At 67.0% G+C, this 18,714-nt stretch carries 15 protein-coding genes; 8 read left to right on the plus strand and 7 right to left on the minus strand.

Annotated features, from left to right (window positions below):
* Positions 1–49: 49 nt before the first annotated feature.
* From ABUE31_RS16380 to ABUE31_RS16410, 7 genes are all read right to left on the minus strand, one after another.
* Positions 50–2,104, minus strand: coding sequence for a bifunctional aldolase/short-chain dehydrogenase (locus tag ABUE31_RS16380; protein WP_367724748.1), 2,055 nt, complete (start codon positions 2,102–2,104; stop codon positions 50–52).
* A gap of 70 nt (positions 2,105–2,174) precedes the next feature.
* Positions 2,175–3,140: a sugar-binding transcriptional regulator gene (locus tag ABUE31_RS16385; protein WP_367724749.1), complete on the minus strand. Its 966-nt coding sequence runs from the start codon at positions 3,138–3,140 to the stop codon at positions 2,175–2,177.
* Positions 3,141–3,443: 303 nt separating this feature from the next.
* Positions 3,444–5,051 carry an indolepyruvate oxidoreductase subunit beta family protein gene (locus ABUE31_RS16390; protein WP_367724750.1) on the minus strand — a complete coding sequence of 536 codons (1,608 nt, stop codon included), beginning with the start codon at positions 5,049–5,051 and terminating at the stop codon, positions 3,444–3,446.
* On the minus strand, positions 5,044–7,197 hold the full coding sequence (locus tag ABUE31_RS16395) for a thiamine pyrophosphate-dependent enzyme (RefSeq protein ID WP_367724751.1): 2,154 nt from the start codon (positions 7,195–7,197) through the stop codon (positions 5,044–5,046). Before ABUE31_RS16395 ends, ABUE31_RS16390 begins: the two co-directional genes overlap by 8 nt.
* Positions 7,198–7,244: 47 nt before the next feature.
* Complete coding sequence (locus tag ABUE31_RS16400; RefSeq protein WP_367724752.1) at positions 7,245–7,727, minus strand: MarR family winged helix-turn-helix transcriptional regulator; 483 nt, start codon at positions 7,725–7,727, stop codon at positions 7,245–7,247.
* Entirely contained in the window at positions 7,727–9,286 is a 1,560-nt protein-coding gene (locus ABUE31_RS16405; protein ID WP_367724753.1) for a phytoene desaturase family protein, read from the minus strand. The genes ABUE31_RS16400 and ABUE31_RS16405 overlap by 1 nt, the downstream gene beginning before the upstream one ends.
* A gap of 213 nt (positions 9,287–9,499) precedes the next feature.
* Positions 9,500–10,291 carry a cyclase family protein gene (locus ABUE31_RS16410; RefSeq protein ID WP_367724754.1) on the minus strand — a complete coding sequence of 264 codons (792 nt, stop codon included), beginning with the start codon at positions 10,289–10,291 and terminating at the stop codon, positions 9,500–9,502.
* A 117-nt stretch (positions 10,292–10,408) separates the two neighbouring features.
* On the opposite strand from ABUE31_RS16410, the gene ABUE31_RS16415 reads away from it, so the two are divergent.
* From ABUE31_RS16415 to ABUE31_RS16450, 8 genes are all read left to right on the plus strand, one after another.
* Positions 10,409–11,983, plus strand: a complete 1,575-nt coding sequence (locus tag ABUE31_RS16415; protein WP_367724755.1) for a phytoene desaturase family protein — start codon at positions 10,409–10,411, stop codon at positions 11,981–11,983.
* Between the two features lie 22 nt (positions 11,984–12,005).
* A complete protein-coding gene (locus ABUE31_RS16420) occupies positions 12,006–12,407 on the plus strand; it encodes a RidA family protein (RefSeq protein ID WP_367724756.1) in 402 nt (133 codons plus the stop codon).
* A 117-nt stretch (positions 12,408–12,524) separates the two neighbouring features.
* Positions 12,525–14,003 carry an ABC transporter substrate-binding protein gene (locus ABUE31_RS16425; RefSeq protein ID WP_437344144.1) on the plus strand — a complete coding sequence of 493 codons (1,479 nt, stop codon included), beginning with the start codon at positions 12,525–12,527 and terminating at the stop codon, positions 14,001–14,003.
* 188 nt (positions 14,004–14,191) lie between these two features.
* A complete protein-coding gene (locus tag ABUE31_RS16430; protein ID WP_367724758.1) occupies positions 14,192–15,199 on the plus strand; it encodes an ABC transporter permease in 1,008 nt (335 codons plus the stop codon).
* Positions 15,192–16,043 (plus strand): ABC transporter permease, encoded by an 852-nt coding sequence (locus ABUE31_RS16435; RefSeq protein WP_367724759.1) that lies wholly within the window; start codon positions 15,192–15,194, stop codon positions 16,041–16,043. The genes ABUE31_RS16430 and ABUE31_RS16435 overlap by 8 nt, the downstream gene beginning before the upstream one ends.
* Complete coding sequence (locus ABUE31_RS16440) at positions 16,040–16,936, plus strand: ABC transporter ATP-binding protein (protein WP_367724760.1); 897 nt, start codon at positions 16,040–16,042, stop codon at positions 16,934–16,936. Before ABUE31_RS16435 ends, ABUE31_RS16440 begins: the two co-directional genes overlap by 4 nt.
* Positions 16,929–17,744, plus strand: coding sequence for an ATP-binding cassette domain-containing protein (locus ABUE31_RS16445; protein ID WP_367724761.1), 816 nt, complete (start codon positions 16,929–16,931; stop codon positions 17,742–17,744). The genes ABUE31_RS16440 and ABUE31_RS16445 overlap by 8 nt, the downstream gene beginning before the upstream one ends.
* A gap of 67 nt (positions 17,745–17,811) precedes the next feature.
* A complete protein-coding gene (locus ABUE31_RS16450) occupies positions 17,812–18,423 on the plus strand; it encodes a VOC family protein (RefSeq protein WP_437344137.1) in 612 nt (203 codons plus the stop codon).
* The last annotated feature ends 291 nt before the right edge of the window (positions 18,424–18,714 follow it).

An 18,714-nucleotide genomic window follows, 5' to 3' on the forward strand; every position in this document is an offset into this window, starting at 1 on the left:
ATAGGACAAGGAACGCCGGTCTTCGACCAGCGCTCCTTGATAGGCTGCCCTAGCGCAGCGCCGCCGCGATGTTGCCGCCGTCGACGGTGGTGACGTCGGCGGTGGTTCGGTCGGCGAGCGCATGATGCAGGAAGGCCTGCGCGACGTCATGCGCCGTCACCTCCTGGCCGAGCAGGTTGCCCGACATGTAATCCTTCTCGCTGAGGCCGCGCGCGCCCGAGCGGCTGGCGATCATGGCGTCGGTCAGAAGGCCCGAGCGGATGCGGTCGGCGTTGACCGCGTTGGAGCGGATGCCGTCGGCGCCGTAGTCGAGCGCGTACTGGCGCGAAAGGAAGAGCGTCGCCGCCTTGGGCAGGCCGTAGGCGCCGAACTTCGGGCCGGGGTTTACCGCCTGCTTGGAGGTGTTGAACAGAAGCGCGCCGCCGGTGCCCTGCTCCAGCATGACGCGCACGGCGTTCTGCGCGGCCGTCTGGTGGGCGAAGAAGTTGAGCTCGAAGCTCTTGCGCAGCAGCGCGTCGTCGATCTCGCCGATCCTGCCTTCCCAGGCGGCGCCGGCATTGGAGACGAGGATGTCGACGCCGCCATAGACGGCGACCGCCCTGTCGAAGGCGGTGCGCACCTGCGCGGGATCGGTGATGTCGGCGCCGACACCGATCGAGGCGTTGCCGGCCTTCTTCGCGGCCTCGGCCGCCTTGTCGGCGTCGAGGTCGACCACCACCACATGCGCGCCGTAGTCGGCGAACAGTTTTGCGGTGGCCGCGCCGATCGCGCCGGCGCCGCCGGTCACCAGCATGACCTGGCCGGTGAGCGGCTTCGGCTTGCTGGAGGCGAGCTTGGCCTGCTCCAGCGACCAGTATTCGAGCGGGAAGAGATCGGCCTTGGAAAGCGGCCTGAAGTCGCCGATGGCTTCCGCGCCCTTGACCGCCTCGATCCACATCTCGCCGACATCGGAAGCGATCTTCGCGTCCTTCAGCGTGCGGCCGTGGCCGAACATGCCGACGCCCGGCACGAGGGAGAGGCGCGGCATCTGGTCGAGCATGGTGCGCTTGACGTCGTCGAGCGCGTCGTTGGTCTCGAAATAGGCGCGGTAGTCTTTCGCGAACGCAGCGACATGCTCCTTCACGACGTTGCGGTAGTCGCCGAGCTTGCCCGCTTCCGGCGCGGGCAGCGCCATCGGGCCGGTCTTGATGCGGATCGAGAGATCGGGCGTCGAGACGCCGCGTCCGGCCAGTTCGCCGAGCTTCGAGGAGGCCAGGAAGTCGAGGATCGTTTCGGAGACGCGGAAGTCCGAGATCATACGGTCGAAGCGGCCCTCGCCCTTGTCGACGGCGACTGCGCCGCGGATGGTCGAGGCGATCTCGGCGGCAGCGGCGACCTTCGCCGGCAGCGCGATCGCGGCGGGCCGGGGCTGCCTGCCGGCGGCGATGAACTCCTCGGCCTTGGTGACGGCGTCGATCATCCGCGTGTAGGCCTGCCTGGCGTCATCGCCGAAGGTGAAGATGCCGTGCTTGTCGAGGATCAGGCCGATCACCGACGTGTCGCGCTCGAAAACTTCCGCCGCCGCCTTGGCGAGGTCGAAGCCCGGCATGATGTAGGGCACGAAGCCGAAGGTGTCGCCGTAGACCTTGCGGCAGATCTCCTCGCTGTTGTCCTGGTCGACGAGGCCGAGCACGGCCGTCGAATGCGTGTGGTCGACGAACTTGTGCGGCAGGAAGGCATGCAGCAGCGTCTCGACCGACGGATTGGGCGATGAGGGGTCGAGCAGGTTGACGCGCTGCAGCGCCACCATGTCCTCGTCCGACAGTTTGTCCAGCTTGCGCGCCTTGAGCAGCGCGCCGAGTTTTACGGCGGGAAGCCCTTGCGGCTCGATGACGCCCATGTCCCAGCCGCTGCCCTTGACGCAGAGTACGTCCCACTCGTCGCCGATGAGGTCGGTCGCCTTGGTCTTGACCGATGTGTTGCCGCCGCCGTGCAGCACGAGGCGCGGGTCGCCGCCGAGCAGGCGGGTGGTGTAGACGCGCAGCGCGAGGTCGCGGCCAACGCCCTTTTCGGCATAGTGCGCGACCAGCTTCTCGGCTTCGGCGTCGTTCCAAAGGTTCTTCATGGTCTTTGTCCGGTTGTTCGATATCGGGTTTGAAAGGAAATGGGCGACAGGCGGATGACAGGGCGGCCCGCTAGGACGCCTTGCGCCAGGCTCCGCTCCTGGCGTGGTCGAGCAGCCGCCGGGCCATCGCATGGTTGACGACGAGATGGGTGGCGAGCCCGCCGGCGAGACCCGCCAGCAGCGGATCGAACTTGTTTTCCTCCTGGACCACCACCAGCCGCCGGGGGATGGCGCGCAGCGAGGCAAGGTCGGCCGAGATGCAGCGGCGGTTGTAGCTGCAGTCGAGCAGCGCGCCCTTGCTATCGATGATCTGGCCGGCGACGACCCCGGCGGCGCCATCGCGGCGCAGCGCGTCCATAGCCTCCACCGTCAGCGCGCCGCATTTGACGACATGGCTTTCGCCGTCCACCGTGCCGATCGAATAGAGCGCGAGGTCGCAGTCGGAGATGCCGGCAAGCTGTTCGCGGATGACGGGCTCGTCGCGCAGCTGTTTCGCCAGTCCCTCGGTCGAGAGAACGAGCGGCGCGTAGAAATTGAGGCCTTTGGCGTTCAGCCGGCGAGCGATTTCCATCGTGCACTGGTCGGGCCGGTAGGCGAAGGGCGCGCCGAGATTGCCGCAAAGCTGCACGACGGTGACGTCCTGCAGGTCGGCATAGGCCATGACGTCGGCGATGGCGTAGACGGTCTGGCCCCAGGCGACGCCGATGCGGTCGCCCTTCTTGACGAGTTCCAGGAAGACGCTGGACGCCAGCACCGGCACTTCCGCGGCGGGATCGACATGGTCGCCATGCGGCGCGATCCAGACGGCGTCGAGGCCGTAGGCGTCCTCGATCTCGCGCGCCATCACGTCGTCGGTGAAGAGCTGCGTCGAGGTCGAGATGTTGACGATGCCGGTCTCGCGCGCCTTGCGCAGATACATGGCGACCGAGGCGCGCGAAATGTTAAGCTGCTGCGCGACCTGGTCCTGTCTCAGGCCGTGCGCGTAGTAGAGCCACGCAGCCTTGTGGACGATCTGGTCTGCCGGTCGGATTGCCATTTCCGACAATAGTCACGACCGCTGACAAAAGTCAATTTTGGTGTGACGGGGAGCAATAGTGCGTCCTGCGGGGTTGGTGCCCTCTCCTCGCCCTTGTGAAGGCTTTGCGAGCATATTCCCCCGCTCCGTCTCGCCTTCGGCGAGCCACCTCTCCCCCACACAGTGGGGGAGAGGAAAGACGCCAAGCCGTGCCACCGGCCTTCCTCTCCCCCGTCGATCGGGGGAGAGGTGGCTCGCCGAAGGCGAGACGGAGTGGGGGTCGAATTCTCATATGCTAAGCCCTGCGCGAACCGCGCAACGCTGTTAAATCGGCCCCTCACCCAGCGTCGCCACCGTCTTCAGCGCGCCGTCGAGCATGTCGCCCTTCTCGTCCTTCAGCGCGGCCTCGCGCAGGCGGCGCAGCCAGTCGGCGGCGTCGGGGCGGCCTTTCAGCATCGGCAGCGCCGACAACACGCGGTCGAACTTCGATTGCGCGCGGACATGGGTGTCGCTGTAGCCCTTGATGAGCCGGCGTGTGTTCAGCACCTCCACCGCCAGCGCATAGTCCTGCGGCGCGGTGTCGAGCGCCAGGTCGTACCAGCGGTCGAGATGCGCCTGCTCGACCTCATGCCTGAGCAGGGAGCGCCGCCAGCGGCGCAGGCCGCCCACAATCCAGAGCATCGCGAAGCCGGTAAAGCTGTCGGTGCGGATGCGGCGTCCCCTGTTGATGCGGCGGTCGATGAACGCGGCGAGTTTTGGCCGCGCCTCGATGTAGCGGCCGATCCCGGCCGGCATCGCGCCGCAGAACTCTTCCACGCGCGGGTGGAAATATTCGGTGGTCTGCAGGATCGCGTCGTCCTTGACGCCGACCTCGCGACGCACGCGCGCGCCGCGCGTCGAACGCGTCTTCAGGTCGGCGACGCGGATCACGTCGTCGTAGCAGAGCGCGTTGGCGAGATGTTTCGCCGCCGCGGTCGAGAGCGCGAAACCGCGCGCGGCATCGTCGCGCCCGACGGCCCGCTCCAGCCGGTCGAGATACTCCTGCCCGTAGCGGGCGTCCTGGAAGTCGACAACCTTGCGCAGGCCGCGCGCGGCCATGTCGCGGACCTCTTCGGGCAGGCGCTCGACGCGGGCGGCAAGGTGTTTCCAGTTGTCGAGAAGGCGAGAGGGGCCGGAAGGTTCCCTGCCTGAGAGGTCAGCGCCGCCCCTCATCTGGCTGCCGCCATCTTCTCCCCGTGAGGACTCGGAGAAGGGTGCTTGCGTCGACCCCGCCGACTGCCCCCGCGCTCCCTCGTAGCCGCCGGCGAAGGCGGCGAGGCTCGCCTTCACGCCGCGCCCGGATTCGGAAATCGTCTGCTCGTAGCCTTCGCGTGGGAAGGGCAGCGCGCCCGAACCCGCCAGCGCGCCGAACAGGCTGGCAGAGATGACCGAGCCGCTGTCCACCGCGACCTTTTCCAGGTCGAAGGAGATGAAACGTTTCGAGGCCAGTTCCGCCGTCTCGCGCACCTTGGCCGAGGACGCGCGGCCGTCGCCCGGCTCGATCTTCTCGGACACGGCGGCGATACGGTGCGACGACGCGATCAGCGTGGTGCGGTCGGGCGTCACGAAACCGCGCATGATGGCGCGTCCAGCTTCCATCAACTCGGCGGCGATCAGGATGTCGACGTCACCCTGCGAGGGCGACAGCGCGAAGATCGGGAGACGGCCGGCATCCGGGCACATCTCGATATAGTAGATCGTCGCGCCGGTGCGCTGGGCGACGCCCGCGACCGAGGTCGACTGGGCGAGATAGCCATTGCGTTCGGCGACATCGACGATCCAGTCGGACAGCACGCCGCCGCCCTGCCCGCCGACCGCCAGGATGGCGAGCTTTATCATGCCGCCATCGCCGGCCTTGCCCTGGCCATTCGATTGGGAAACCACGTCAAGCATCGGCGAAGACCAGCCTGCTTCTTTCGCGACGGCGCTGCAGGAACGCGATAACGCGCGACCGCGTGCGGTCGAGGAAACGGTCCCAGCCGCTCGGGTTGTGCACGACGTCGGCGCGGTAGAAGGACGGGCAGAGCACGGCGGCGTCCGCCACCTCGCCGCAATTGCCGCAGCCGACGCAGTTCTGGTCGATGCTGGCGACCGGATCGTCGCGCAGCGGATCGTCGAGCGACTTGACCGACAGCGACGGACAGCCGGAGAGCCGCATGCAGGCGTGGTCGCCGGTGCAGATGTCCTCGTCGACGCCGAATTTCGGCTTCACGATGCGCTCGCCGTTGTTGATCGCCTTGGCGACCAGCGGCTTTTCGCGGCGCTGGCGGTTCAGCATGCATTCCGACGAGGCGACGATGACCTTCGGGCCGCTCTCTTCCGTCGTCAGCGCTTCCTTCAGCGTGGCCTGCATCTTGCCGACGTCGTAGGTGCGGTCGATATGGCGCAGCCATTTGACGCCCATTCCCTCGACTGCCTTGGTGATGGGGTGCTTGGTCGCCTTGGTGCGGTTGTCGGCGCGCGACGACAGGATGTCCTGCCCGCCGGTGGCCGCCGAGTAGAAATTGTCGACGATGACGATGACGCCGTCGTTCTTGTTGAACACCGCGTTGCCGATCGACGAGGTCAGGCCGTTGTGCCAGAAACCGCCGTCGCCGACGAAGGAGATCGAGCGGCGCTTGGCGTCCGGCGAATTGAACGCCGACGCGGAGGCGGGGCCGAGGCCGTAGCCCATTGTGGTCGCGCCGAGCTCGAAGGGCGGCATGATCGAGAACAGATGGCAGCCGATGTCGGAGGCGATGTGGTGCCTGCCGAGTTCCTGCTCGACCAGTTTCGTCGCGGCGAAGATCGGCCGTTCGGGGCAGCCGACGCAGAAGCCCGGCGGACGGCCGGGAACGACCTTTGACAGGTCGGGAATCTCCTCCCCGTGGTCCTGCTTGTTGGGCGCGCGGATTTCGGCCGAGAGCAGCAGCGGCGCTTCGGCGCGCAGGAAGGCGCCGAGCCCGTCGAGCATCACCTGGCCGGTGTATTCGCCGGCCATCGGAAGGTATTCCTTGCCGACCAGCCTGGTGCCGCGGCCGGCCTTGTGCAGCATCGCGGCAAAGGCCTGCTCGATGTAGTTGGGCTGGCCTTCCTCGACCACCAGCACAGCGTCCTTGCCCTCGCAGAAGGACAAAAACTCGTCGTCGATGAGCGGATAGACGGCGTTGAGCACATAGAGCGGAATGTCGGTCTCGCCATAGGCGTCGGCGAGGCCGAGCCGCTGCAGCGCGCGGATCACCGCGTTGTACATGCCGCCCTGCATGACGATGCCGATCGCGCCGTGGTCCGGCCCGAAGAACTCGTTGATCTTGCGCGACTTGATGAAGTCGACGGCGGCCGGCCAGCGCTTCGCCACCTTTTCCTTCTCGTGCAGGAAGGAAGCCGGCGGCAGCACGATGCGGCCGGTGTCGCGGCGCGGCGTCTCCAGCGCGTCGGCAACCGTCATCTCGGGGCGCTTGTTGTCCTTCGCCGTAAACTTGCCGTGCACATGGCAGCAGCGAATCCGAACTTCCAGCATGACCGGCGTGTTCGACGCCTCGGAGAGTTCGAAGCCGTCCTCCACCGCCTTGACGATCGACGGCAGGTTGGGGCGCGGATCGAGCAGCCAGACCTGGCTCTTCATGGCGAAGGCGTGGCTGCGCTCCTGCATGATGGAGGAGCCCTCGCCGTAATCCTCACCGACGATCAGGAGCGCGCCGCCGGTGACGCCGCCGGACGCGAGGTTGGCGAGCGCATCGGAGGCAACGTTGGTGCCGACCGTCGACTTGAAGGTCGCGGCGCCCCGGATCGGGTAGTGCACGGAGGCGGCGAGCATGGCGGTGGCGGTGGCCTCCGAGGCCGAGGCCTCGAAATGCACGCCGAGTTCGCCCAGAATGTCCTGGGCGTCGGCCAGCACGTCCATCAGGTGGCTGATCGGCGCGCCCTGGTAGCCGCCGACATAGCCGACGCCGCACTGCAGTAGCGCCTTGGTGATGGCCAAGATGCCCTCGCCGGCGAATTCCTCGCCGTCGCCCAGCCTCAGCTTCTCCACTTCCCTGGCGAATGACCGCTCGGCCATCTTGTCTCAACTCCGTTGCCGCCGCTGACACACGCGGCGCTGCGTCTTCAGATGTCGTGCTTGCGGATGTTTCTCAGCATCTTCTGCAGCGTCGACACCAGCCCGGCATATTCGCTGTCCTCGATCCCCTCGAACATCTGCTCGAAGGCTTCGTGCATGGCCGGCCATGCACGGTTGAACTCGGCGCGTCCCTCGTCGGTCAGGAACACCTTGCGCACGCGGCTGTCGGTGTCGCCCGGTTCGCGCCGGACGAGGCCGTGCGCCTCGAGCGCGTCGAGCGTGCGCGACAGCGTCGACTGCTCGATGACGGTGTAGACGGAGAGATCGCCGACGGTGACGCCATCGGTCACCGACAGCACGGCCAGCGTGCGCACCTGCGGGATGGTGCGGTGCTGACGGCGCAAATCGTCGCGCAGCGTGGCGTTGTAGCGGCCCATGATGCGGTTCATCAGATAGGGCGCGAACTGCTCCAGGCCGATCTGGCCGAGCGTCGAGATGCGCTCGCGGCGCTCGGGAGCCTTCGCTTCCATCACAGCCTCTGCGCCAGCAGGAAGCCCGACCCGCCGCCAAGGCCCGCGCCTGGATGGGTCGATGCGCCGATGTGGTAGAGGCCCTTGATCGACGTCTCGTGGTTGCGGCTGGTCTTGAAGGGTCGCCACAGGAACGACTGGTCGATGGTCGATGAGCCGCCATAGGGATCGCCGCCGACCAGATTGACGTTCATCGCCTCGAGATCGGCGGGCGAATAGGCGCGGCGGCCGAGCACGGTGGCCGAGAAGGCGTCGATGTGGGAGGCGAGGATCGCCTCGACGCGGTCCGCATAGGCCTCGCGCAGCGCCTCGGTCCATTGTCCGTCGGCGGGCGCGGCAAGCTTGCCCGCCGCGTCGCCCTTGATGTGGCGCGGCGCCTCGGGAAGCTGCAGCCAGAGGATCGCCTTGCCGGGCGGGCAGCGCGACGGGTCGAGCGCATGCGGCTGCCCCACGCAGATGGTCGGCGTCTCCGGCAGCATGCCGCGCGCGGCCTCGTTGCCGGCCTTCGAGACGCCGTCGAGGCCGGGCGTCAGGTGCAGCAGCGCGACCTCGCCGAGCGCCTGGTGGCGCCAGGCCGGCGGGCGGTCGAGCGCATAGTGGATCTGGAAGTTGCCCTTGCCGTAGCGGTATTTCCTGGTCGCCGCGACGTCGGCCTCGGGGGCCGCCTTGCCGAGCAGGCGTTGGTAGAGCTGGGTCGGGGTGACCGAGCAGATGACGCTCCTGGACGCATGGACGGTTTCGCCGGAGGCCAGGCTTACGCCGGCGGCGCGTCCGTCCTCGACGATGATCGACGCGACGTCGGCGTCGGTGCGGATCACGCCGCCCTTTTCCTCGATCAGCGCCTCGAAGGCGGCGAGCAGGTTTTTCGCGCCGCCCTTGACGACCGGCGCGCCGGCGGCCTCCAGCGCAAACGCGATGACCTTGGCGATCTGTCCGGAGAAGGCATCCTCCGGTCCGAGGCCGGCATGCAGCGACCAGGGCGCCCAGAGCGCGCGGGAAAGCTCCGAATCATAGGACGTTTCCAGCCAGCCGCGCGCCGGAACGAGCGCATCGCCGAGGAAGGCCGCGAGGTTGCGCGGCTTCCTGCGCCAGGCTTCGCCGGCGAGCAGCTTGAAGGTCGGATAGGTCCACAGACCGCCGCCGAGCAGGCCGAACAGCAGGCCGGCGTTCTTCTCGATGTCGCCGACATCGATGGCGTATTGCGCGCCGTCGCCGCCCAGCGCCGCGACGTTGGCCGCCCGGTCCGTGCGCTGGATGAGGTGGCTGCCGTCGGGCCTGAGTACGCCGGTCGGCGCCTTCGTGTTGCAGAACTGCAGCCCGTGGCGGCCGAGGTCGGCGGCGAGCGCCGCATAGGCCGGCGAGGTGATGAACAGCACGAAGGTCGTCGCCATCACGTCGTGCACGAAGCCCGGCGCGGTGATCTCCTCGGTGCGGATGCAGCCGCCGATCGTGTCGTTGCGCTCGAGCACCAGCACCTTGCGGCCCTTGCCCGCCAGCAGGGCGGCGCAGACCAGCGCGTTGATGCCGCTGCCAACGATGATGTGGTCGGGGGCGTTCATGACAGCCACCTGGGTGCGGCGCTGCTCGCCCCCCTCTGCCCTGCCGGGCATCTCCCCCGCAAGGGGCGAGATTGGCGGCTTCGATGGAGACGCACTTCCTGCAACCTCGGAGATTGGCAAAGGTCGTGATACAGATCCATCTCCCCCCATGAGGGGGAGATGGCCGGCAGGCCAGAGGGGGGTATCATGGGAACCTCCTCTCCGAACCTTCCCTTACTTCCTCGGCACCAGCGCCAGCGCGCGGATCGGGCTGCCGGTGCCGTGTTCGATCTTCAGCGGCGCTGCGATGAGGACGGCGCCCTTGGCCGGCAGCCGGTCGAGATGGCAGAGGCTGGCGAGGCCGAACTTGTTGGCCTTGTGCATCAGGGTGTGCGCCGGGAACGGCGGCTCCATGCCGCCGGCGGCGCCGGCGTCGGTGCCGATCGTCTCCGAACCCCAGCCGACGATATCCTTGGAGATCAGGTACTGGATCGCCTCGGCCGTCGGGCCGGGCGTGTGCGGGCCGGTTTCGTTGGCGTTGAGGAAGGCGGCTTCCGAGCCGTTCTTCTTGTACCAGTCGGTGCGCATCACCACCCACTCGCCGGCGTTGATCGCGCCGTGCTCGGCTTCCCAGGCCTTGATGTGGTCGACGGTGAGCAGGAAGTCGGCGTCGGCCGCCGCTTCCTTCGAGCAGTCGATGACGTTGACCGGGCCGACCAGCTTCTGGACGGCGAGCGTGTCGGTCGAGCCGTCGGCGTAGTCCTTGCCGGAAATCCAGTGGATCGGCGCGTCGAAATGGGTGCCGGAGTGCTCGCCGAGCTTCAGCCAGTTCCAGGCCCACCACGGCCCGTTCTTGTCATAGGCGGAGATGGCGTGGATCTCGACCTTCGGCGTGTCGACGGCGAGTTCCGGCGGCAGCTTGATCAGCGGGGTGTCGGGCCCGAGCACGGCCGAGAGGTCGACGACCTCGATCGCGCCGGAAAGAAGCTGGCTGGCGAATTCGCCGAGAAGTTTCTGCGTTTCCATGGTTCCTGTTCCCCTTGTTCGGATGCGAGCCCGGCTCTGCCGGCCGTTAATATGCTACTAGACGAAAACCTATGCATCTGCAATTATCTTTAAGCCTAAAGGAATGGGGATGGGGGCGTGAGCGATTTCGACGCCATATTCGTCGGTGCCGGCCACAACAGTCTGGCCTGTGCGACGCATTTGGCGCTGAAAGGCTGGAAAACCGCGGTTTTCGAGCGCAATCCCGTCAGCGGCGGCGCGGTCAAGACGCGCGAGGCGACGCTCCCCGGCTTCCGGCACGACCTCGGCGCGATGAATCTCAGCCTGTTCGCCGGCTCGGCCTTCCACCGGAAATATGCAAATGAATTGAAAGCGGCCGGGCTGGAATTCGCCCCGGTCGCCGACTGCTTCGCCTCCGTGTTCCCCGACGGACGCTGGTTCGGCGTCAGCTCCGACATCGAAAAGACCGTAGCGCGGCTCACGGAATTTTCGGCCGAGGACGCCGCGACGTGGCGGCGGCTGGCCGGCGGCTTCATGGGCGAAGCGGAGCACCTGTTCCGCCTGCTCGGATCGCCGATGAGCGGCCGCGCGCTTGCGGGCACGGCCTGGAACCTCTGGCGCAAGAAGGGCGTGTCGGGCGCGCTCGACACCGGCAAGCTCCTGCTTTCGTCGCCGCGCGCCTGGCTCGACGACACTTTTGCCTCGCCGCATGTCAAGGCGACGCTCGCCGCCTGGGGCATGCATCTCGACTTCGCGCCCGACATCGCCGGCGGCGCGGTCTTTCCCTATCTCGAATCGATGGCAAACCAGAGTTTTGGCATGGTGATCGGCAAGGGCGGCGCCGACACCATCATCATGGCGCTGGAAGGCATGCTGACCGCGGCCGGCGGCAGGATTTTCCACAACGCCGACGTCGCCGAGATCCTCACCCAGGACGGCAAGGCGACCGGCATAAGGCTCGCCGACGGCGAGACGCACACCGCGACGAAGGCGCTGATCGCGGGCGTCGCGCCGGGCGCGCTGCCGGGCAAGCTGCTGCCGAAAGGCTCGGGCAACGCCGGCTTCGACACGGCGATGAAGAAATTCCGCCATGCGCCGGGCACGATGATGATCCATCTCGCGCTCGACGGCCTGCCCGACTGGACGGCCGGCGCGGAGCTGAAGAACTTCGCCTATGTCCACGTCGCACCGTCGCTCGACCAGATGGCGAAGACCTACGCCCAAGCGGTCGCCGGCCTGTTGCCGGACGAGCCGGTGCTGGTGGTGGGACAGCCGACCGCGATCGATCCGTCGCGCGCGCCCGAGGGCAAGCATGTCCTGTGGGTGCAGGTGCGCGCGCTGCCGGCCGAAGTGCGCGGCGACGCGGCCGGCACGATCGCGCCCGGCCACTGGGACGCCATCAAGGACGCCTATGCCGACCGGGCGCTCGCCCTGATCGAGAAGAACGCGCCCGGGCTGGCGCAGAAGATCCTGGGACGCATGGTCTTCTCGCCGATCGATCTCGAGCGCGACAACCCGAACCTGGTCGGCGGCGACCAGATCTGCGGCAGCCATCACATCGCGCAGAATTTCCTGTTCCGGCCGGCGCCGGGCTTCGCGGCCTGGAACACGCCGGTCCGCAACCTGCATCTCGTCGGCGCCGCCACTTGGCCCGGAGCCGGAACGGGTGCAGGTTCGGGTTTCATGCTGGCCCAGCGGCTGGCAGGCGCATGACCACGCAGGCGGGAGGTATCGAATGAAGCGCAAGGCGATCAACCCATCGACACTCTACGAGTCAACGCAATTCGGCTTTTCGCATGCGGTCGAGCAGAACGGCGGGCGAACGCTGCACCTCGCCGGCCAGGTCGCCTGGAACAAGGACGGCGAAGTGGTGGGCGCCGGCGACCTCGCCGCACAGACCAGGCAGGCGCTGGCCAACCTCAGGGACGTGCTGGCCGAGGCCGGGGCCACTCCGGCCGACATCGTGCGGCTGAGGACCTACGTGGTCGACCACTCGCCCGAGAAGCTCGGGCCGGTCATCGGCGAACTCCTGGCCTTCTACGACGGGGTCGTTCCGGCCGCCAACACCTTCATCGGCGTGCAGGCGCTGGCGCTGCCGGACTTCCTGGTGGAGATCGAAGCAACGGCGGCGCTTTAGTTCACATGCGGCCGCGCAGGCGGCCATTCCGATCACAACACAACCAAATGGGGAACCAAGATGATCAGACACCCAAACAGACGAACCGTCTTGAAACTGACCGGCGCCGGCCTGGCCATGGCCGGACTGTCGATGCCGCGGATTGCCGGCGCACAAGCGAACGAACTTGTGATCGCCTACAACGTCAACCTGCCCTCCTGGGACCCGACCACCGGCCCCTCGGCGGTGAACCCGACCATCCAGGGCATCTACCAGTCGGTGTTCGACCAGTTCATCCTGCAGCAGCCCGACCTGTCGCAGGCGCCCGGCCTGCTCACCGAGTGGGGCTTCTCCGACGACCTCAAGCAGGTGCACATGACCGTGCGCGAGGGCGTGACCTGGCATGACGGCTCGCCCTTCACCGCCGAGGACATCGTCTGGTCGCTCGAGCGCGCCGGCAAGGAAGAGACCGGCAACCCGATCCAGTTCGTCTGGAAGAACGTCAACAACTTCAAGATCGACGGCAACAAGATCACCGGCGACGTCGTCGGCTTCGACCCGACCTACTTCAAGTGGATGTCCTTCCTAACCGGCTACGTGCTGCCGAAGGCCTATTACGAGAAGGTCGGCGCGGAAGGCTTCGAAAAGGCGCCGATCGGCACCGGCCCCTACATGGTCGAGAAGTTCGAGCAGAACGCCTATGTCAGGCTCAAGGCCAACCCGAACTACTGGGGCGGCAAGCCGGCGTTCGAGAACGTGACGATCAAGTTCGTCACCGACGCGGCGAGCCGCGTGGCCGAGATCGAGTCCGGCTCCTCGCAGGTGACGCTGGAAATCCCCTATGAGGAATACGACCGCCTGATCGCCAAGGACGGGCTGGCCGGATCGGCCGACACGGTGTCCGACATCGGCATGATCTTCTTCAACGACATCGACGTGATGAAGGACGAGAACGTCCGCCAGGCCGCGGTGATGTCGGTCGACAAGAAGCTGCTGGTCGACCGGCTGCTGCGCGGCTACGGCCTGCCGATCGACACGCTGGAAACCCCGGAATACGACGCCTTCGATCCCTCCATCAAGGTCGAGTACAACCCGGAGAAGGCGGTCGAGCTGCTGAAGGCCTCGGGCTACTCCACCGACAATCCGGTGAAGTTCACGATCCAGACGACGCGCGGCTTCAAGCCGAAGGACTACGAGATGATCCAGGCGATCGTCGGCATGTGGCGCAAGGTCGGAATCGAGGCCAACATCGAGGTCTACGAGATCGCCAAGCACTACGAGTTGCGCGCGGCCGACCAGCTGGCGCCCGCCGCCTTCTACAACTGGGGCAACTCGATCGGCGACCCGACCACCTCGACGGGCTTTGCCATGTACGGGCCGAGCCCGCACTCGGTGTGGGACAGCCAGGACGTGATCGATGCGATCAACCCGCTGTGGGGCGAGCCCGACCAGGCCAAGCGCATCGCCGGCTGGAAGGCCGTCGACAAGCTGATCGCCGATCACGCCTACGTGCTGCCGCTGCTGCAGTACGCCCAGCCGATCGTGCATTCGAACGGCGTGAAGGTGGTGCCACACAAGTCCGGCGCGCTGCTGCCGCACCTGATGACGCCTGCCTGACGTGACCTGAACAAGTCAGCATCGCGCTGCCCCTGACCTGCCTGCCGGCCTCCTCTCCCCGTAAAGAACGGGGAGAGGAGCGAAGCGGCAAAGCTGGCGTCCCCCTCTCCCCCGTCCCTACGGGGAGAAGGTAAGGATCAGGGGCAGTTCGGCACTGCCGAAACTGCATTGCAAGCGCTGTGTCCTAGATGATTCTCCAACGCTTCCTCGTTCGCCTCATCACCATGGCCGTCACGCTGCTTGGCGTGTCGGTGGTGGTGTTCGTCATCATCCGCGTCGCGCCCGGCGACCCGATCGCCATGATGCTGCCGCCCGGCGCGACACAGGCGGACATCGACCGGCTGCGCGCGCTCTACGGGCTCGATCGTTCGATCGTGGAGCAATATTTCATCTGGCTGTCGGGCGTTCTGTCGGGCGATTTCGGCACCTCGATCTCGCTACGCCAGGACGTGATGAGCCTGGTGCTCAACCGCCTGCCGGCAACGCTCGAACTCGCCACATTCGCGCTGCTGCTCGCACTCGCCATCGGCATGCCGCTCGCCATCCTCGGCGCACGCGAGCAGGGCACGGCGGTCGAGGCCGGCATCGACGTCGCCAACGGCGCGGCGCTGTCCATTCCCGATTTCCTGTGGGGGCTGGCGTTCATCCTGCTGTTCGGCGTGCTGTGGCCGATCTTCGAGATTTCCGGACGCGTTTCGCCGCGCCTCGAATTGCCCTTCGTCACGCAGTTCTACCTTCTCGAAAGCATCGTCAGGCTCCGCTTCGACCTCGCCAAGGACCTGATCAGCCACATGTTCATGCCGGCGCTGGCGCTGGCGCTGCCGCTCGCCGCCATCATCTCGCAACTGCTGAAACTGTCGCTCAAGGAGGTGATGACGCTCGACTACGTCACGCTCGCCAGGGTGAAGGGCTTTTCCGAGACGGCGGTGATCCTGCGCGAGGCGCTGAAGAACGCGGCGCTGCCGACGCTGACGCTGGTCGGCGTGCAGTTCACCTTCCTGATCGGCGGCACCGTCATCATCGAGCGGCTGTTCTCCTACGAAGGGCTCGGCAACATGGCGATCGACGCGGTCATCAACCGCGACCTGCCGCTGATCCAGGGCATCGTGCTCGTGTTCGCCCTGCTGTTCGTGCTCATCAATCTCGCGGTCGACATGATGTATGCGCTGCTGAACCCGAGGCTGCGCCATGGCTGACGCACGCGCCCTGCCCCGCCGCCGCTTCGACGCCCGCCTGGTGCTTGCCGGCGGCTGGCTCGCCATCGCGCTCGCCGCCGCGATCCTCGCACCGCTGATCGCGCCGCAGGACCCGCTGGCGCAGGACCTGCTGTTCGAACGCCTGCCTCCGTTCTGGATGCAGGGGGCGGAGCCCGGCTACTGGCTCGGCACCGACAGCCTCGGCCGCGACCTGCTCTCGCGCATAATCTACGGCGCGCGTGTCGCCTTCATCGTCGCCTTCGCGGCGGCCTTCGCGGCCTGCCTCGTCGGCTCGACGCTCGGCCTCGTCGCCGGCTATTTCGGCGGCTGGGCGGACCGCATCATCTCGCGCATCGTCGACATCTGGATGGCGTTCCCGCCCGTTCTCTTCGCCATCCTGCTGGTCGCCGTCTTCGGCACCGGGCTCTCCTCGGTCATCATCGCCATCGCCGTCATCGACTGGACGCGTTTCTGCCGCGTCATCCGCGCCGAGGCGATGGGCCAGGCGCGCATGGACTATGTCGAGAACGCAAAAATCGCCGGCTTCGGCCGATTCCGCATCATGGTCTCGGAAGTGCTGCCCAACGTGCTGCCGTCGATCGTCGCGCTGCTGTCGCTGGAGATGGGCATCGCGGTCATCGTCGAGGCGATCCTGTCCTTCGTGAACCTGTCGATCTCCACCGACGACCCGACCTGGGGCGGCATCATCGCCGAGGGCCGGCTGTCGATCCACCAGGCCTGGTGGGTGCTGGTGTTCCCGCTGATCACGCTGTTCCTCACCGTGCTGTCCTTCAGCCAGTTCGGCGAAGGGCTGAAGGCGCGTTTCGACCCGGTGCTCAGATGACCGCCTGCCTCGACATCACAAACCTCAGCGCCACGCTCAGCGGCGGCCAGCGGGTGCTGCGCTCGGTGTCGCTGACGGTCGAGCCAGGCGAAGTCCGCGCGCTGGTCGGCGAGAGCGGCGCCGGCAAGAGCATGATCGGCAAGGCGGTGCTCGGCGTACTGCCGCCGAGCGTGAAGATCGTCGAGGGCTCGATCCGGCTCGAGGGCACCGACCTCGGCGCGCTGCCGGCCAGGGAGCGTCGGCGCGTGATCGGCGCGAAGACCGCGCTGATCCCGCAGGATCCGCTCACCGCGCTCAACCCGTCCAGGCGCATCGGCCCGCAGATGACCGACCGTCTCGTGCATATCCTCGGCTGGACAGCCGACCGCGCCGACAGCCGGGTACGCCAGCTGCTGGACGAGGTGCATATCCGCGATCCGGACCGCGTCATGCGCGCCTATCCGCACGAACTGTCGGGCGGCATGCGCCAGCGCGTGCTGATCGCAGCTGCCTTCGCCGCCGAACCGCGCCTGATCGTCGCCGACGAGCCGACCACGGCGCTCGACGTCACCGTGCAGAAGCAGATCCTGAGGCTGATCGCGCAGCTCCAGAAGGAGCACGGCACGGCGATCCTGTTCGTCACGCACGACCTCGGCGTCGTCGCGAAGATCAGCCAGAAGGTAACCGTGCTCTACGCCGGCAAGGTGGTCGAGGAAGCCGACACGGCCACGCTGTTTGCGAACCCGGCGCATGCCTATACGCGGGCGCTGATGGCGGCGACGCCGAAATACACCGATCCGCAGGCCTCGCTGAAGCCGGTCGACGACGCGGTGCTCGCCGGGCTCGCCGCCGAGATCGCGGTCGCCGATCACGACTGGAGGCCCAATCTTCATGGGGGACAGGCCCGTGGCTGACGCGCTCTTCAAGGTCAGCGGCCTGAAGGTCGCGCTGCCCGACATGACCAGGAAACCGCTTGTCGGCAGCGCGCCACTGGTGGAAATCCTGAAGGGGCTCGACTTCGAGCTGCCGCGCCGCACGGTGACCGGCATCGTCGGCGAATCCGGCTCCGGCAAGTCGACGCTGGGGCGCGCGCTGGTCCGGCTGATCGAGCCCAGCGCCGGCAGCGTGACGTTCGACGGCCGCGACATCACGCACCTGCAGGAGGCGGAACTCAGGCCGCTGAGGCGCAACCTGCAGATGATCTTCCAGGACCCGATGTCGTCGCTCAACCCGCGCCGCACCATCGGCGCGATCATCGCCGCGCCGCTGAAGCAGAACGGCCTCGGCGACAATGTGCAGCGCCGCGTCGACGATGCGCTGGACCGCGTCGGCCTGCCGCGCAGCTTCGCCGGCCGCTACCGCCACGAACTGTCGGGCGGGCAGCGGCAGCGTGTCGGCATCGCCCGCGCGCTGGCGCTGTCGCCCGACTTCGTGCTGGCCGACGAGATCGTGTCGGGCCTCGACGTCTCGACGCAGGCGCAGATCCTGACGCTGCTGGAAAAGCTCGCCGACGAGATGGGCCTGACAGTCGCCTTCATCAGCCACGACCTCTCGGTCATCCGGCGGCTCTGCCGGCAGGTGATCGTCATGCGCAACGGCGAGATCGTCGAGCAGGGGCCGACCGACGCGCTGTTCGCCGACCCGAAGCACGCCTATACGCGCGACCTCATCGCGGCGATCCCGCTGCCGGAAATCGACGGAGACTGGCTGAAGGCGGGCTAGCCCGACGGACAATCGGCCGCTCCGGCAGCAGCGGGCGGCCGGCGCGGAACAAGGGAACGGCCCGCCAATGGGAGACGTCACCGTGAACACCCTGCTTCGCAGCGCAATCCTCGCCACCACGCTTGTCGGCAGCGCCGGCATCGCCGCCGCCGACTCAATACCCGGCATGCGCGGGCACGACCACACCGGCGTGACCGTGCCCGACATGGCGCAGGCCGTCGATTTCTTCACCAATGTCGTCGGCTGCCAGAAGGCGATGTCGTTCGGGCCGTTCGCCGACGACAAGGGCACCTTCATGCAGGACCTGCTCGGCGTCGACCCGAAAGCGGTGATCAACGAGATCACGCTTTTGCGCTGCGGCTTCGGCTCCAACATCGAACTGTTCGAATACGCCTCGCCCGACCAGAAGGACATGACGCCAAAGAACAGCGACATCGGCGGCTATCACATCGCCTTCTACGTGGACGACGTGCCGGCGGCCAAAGCCTACCTAGAAGGCAAGGGCGTGGCGACGCGCATCGTGCTGCCGGTCGGCGAAGGCCCGGCCGCCGGCCAGACGGTGATGTATTTCCAGGCGCCCTGGGGCCTGCAGTTCGAGGCGATCAGCTATCCCGACGGCATGGCCTACGAGAAGGGCGCGGCAACGGTGCTTTGGAGCCCGAAAGACCCGGCGAAATAGGGTTTACGCCAAAGACAAGTCGCCGGCATGCGTCATCCTCGGGCTTGTCCCGAGGATCTGCCGCCGCCGGTGACAACTGCAATGGCAATCGCAGACCGCAGTAGATCCTCGGGACAAGCCCGAGGATGACGTCGCTGCAGCTATGCCGACGATCCGGTTCCCGAAACAATGTCCACGGTCGCAAGGACAAATTCTTGATCGTCCCAGGGTCACAGGCAATTCGCTTCAGCATGAAATTTTAAGCTTGAAATAAATGACTCGCGGCGCGATAGTCAGGCAAAGCGAATAACG

Origin of the sequence: Mesorhizobium marinum, from assembly GCF_040813675.1 — a bacterium.
Taxonomy (GTDB): domain Bacteria; phylum Pseudomonadota; class Alphaproteobacteria; order Rhizobiales; family Rhizobiaceae; genus Mesorhizobium_K; species Mesorhizobium_K marinum.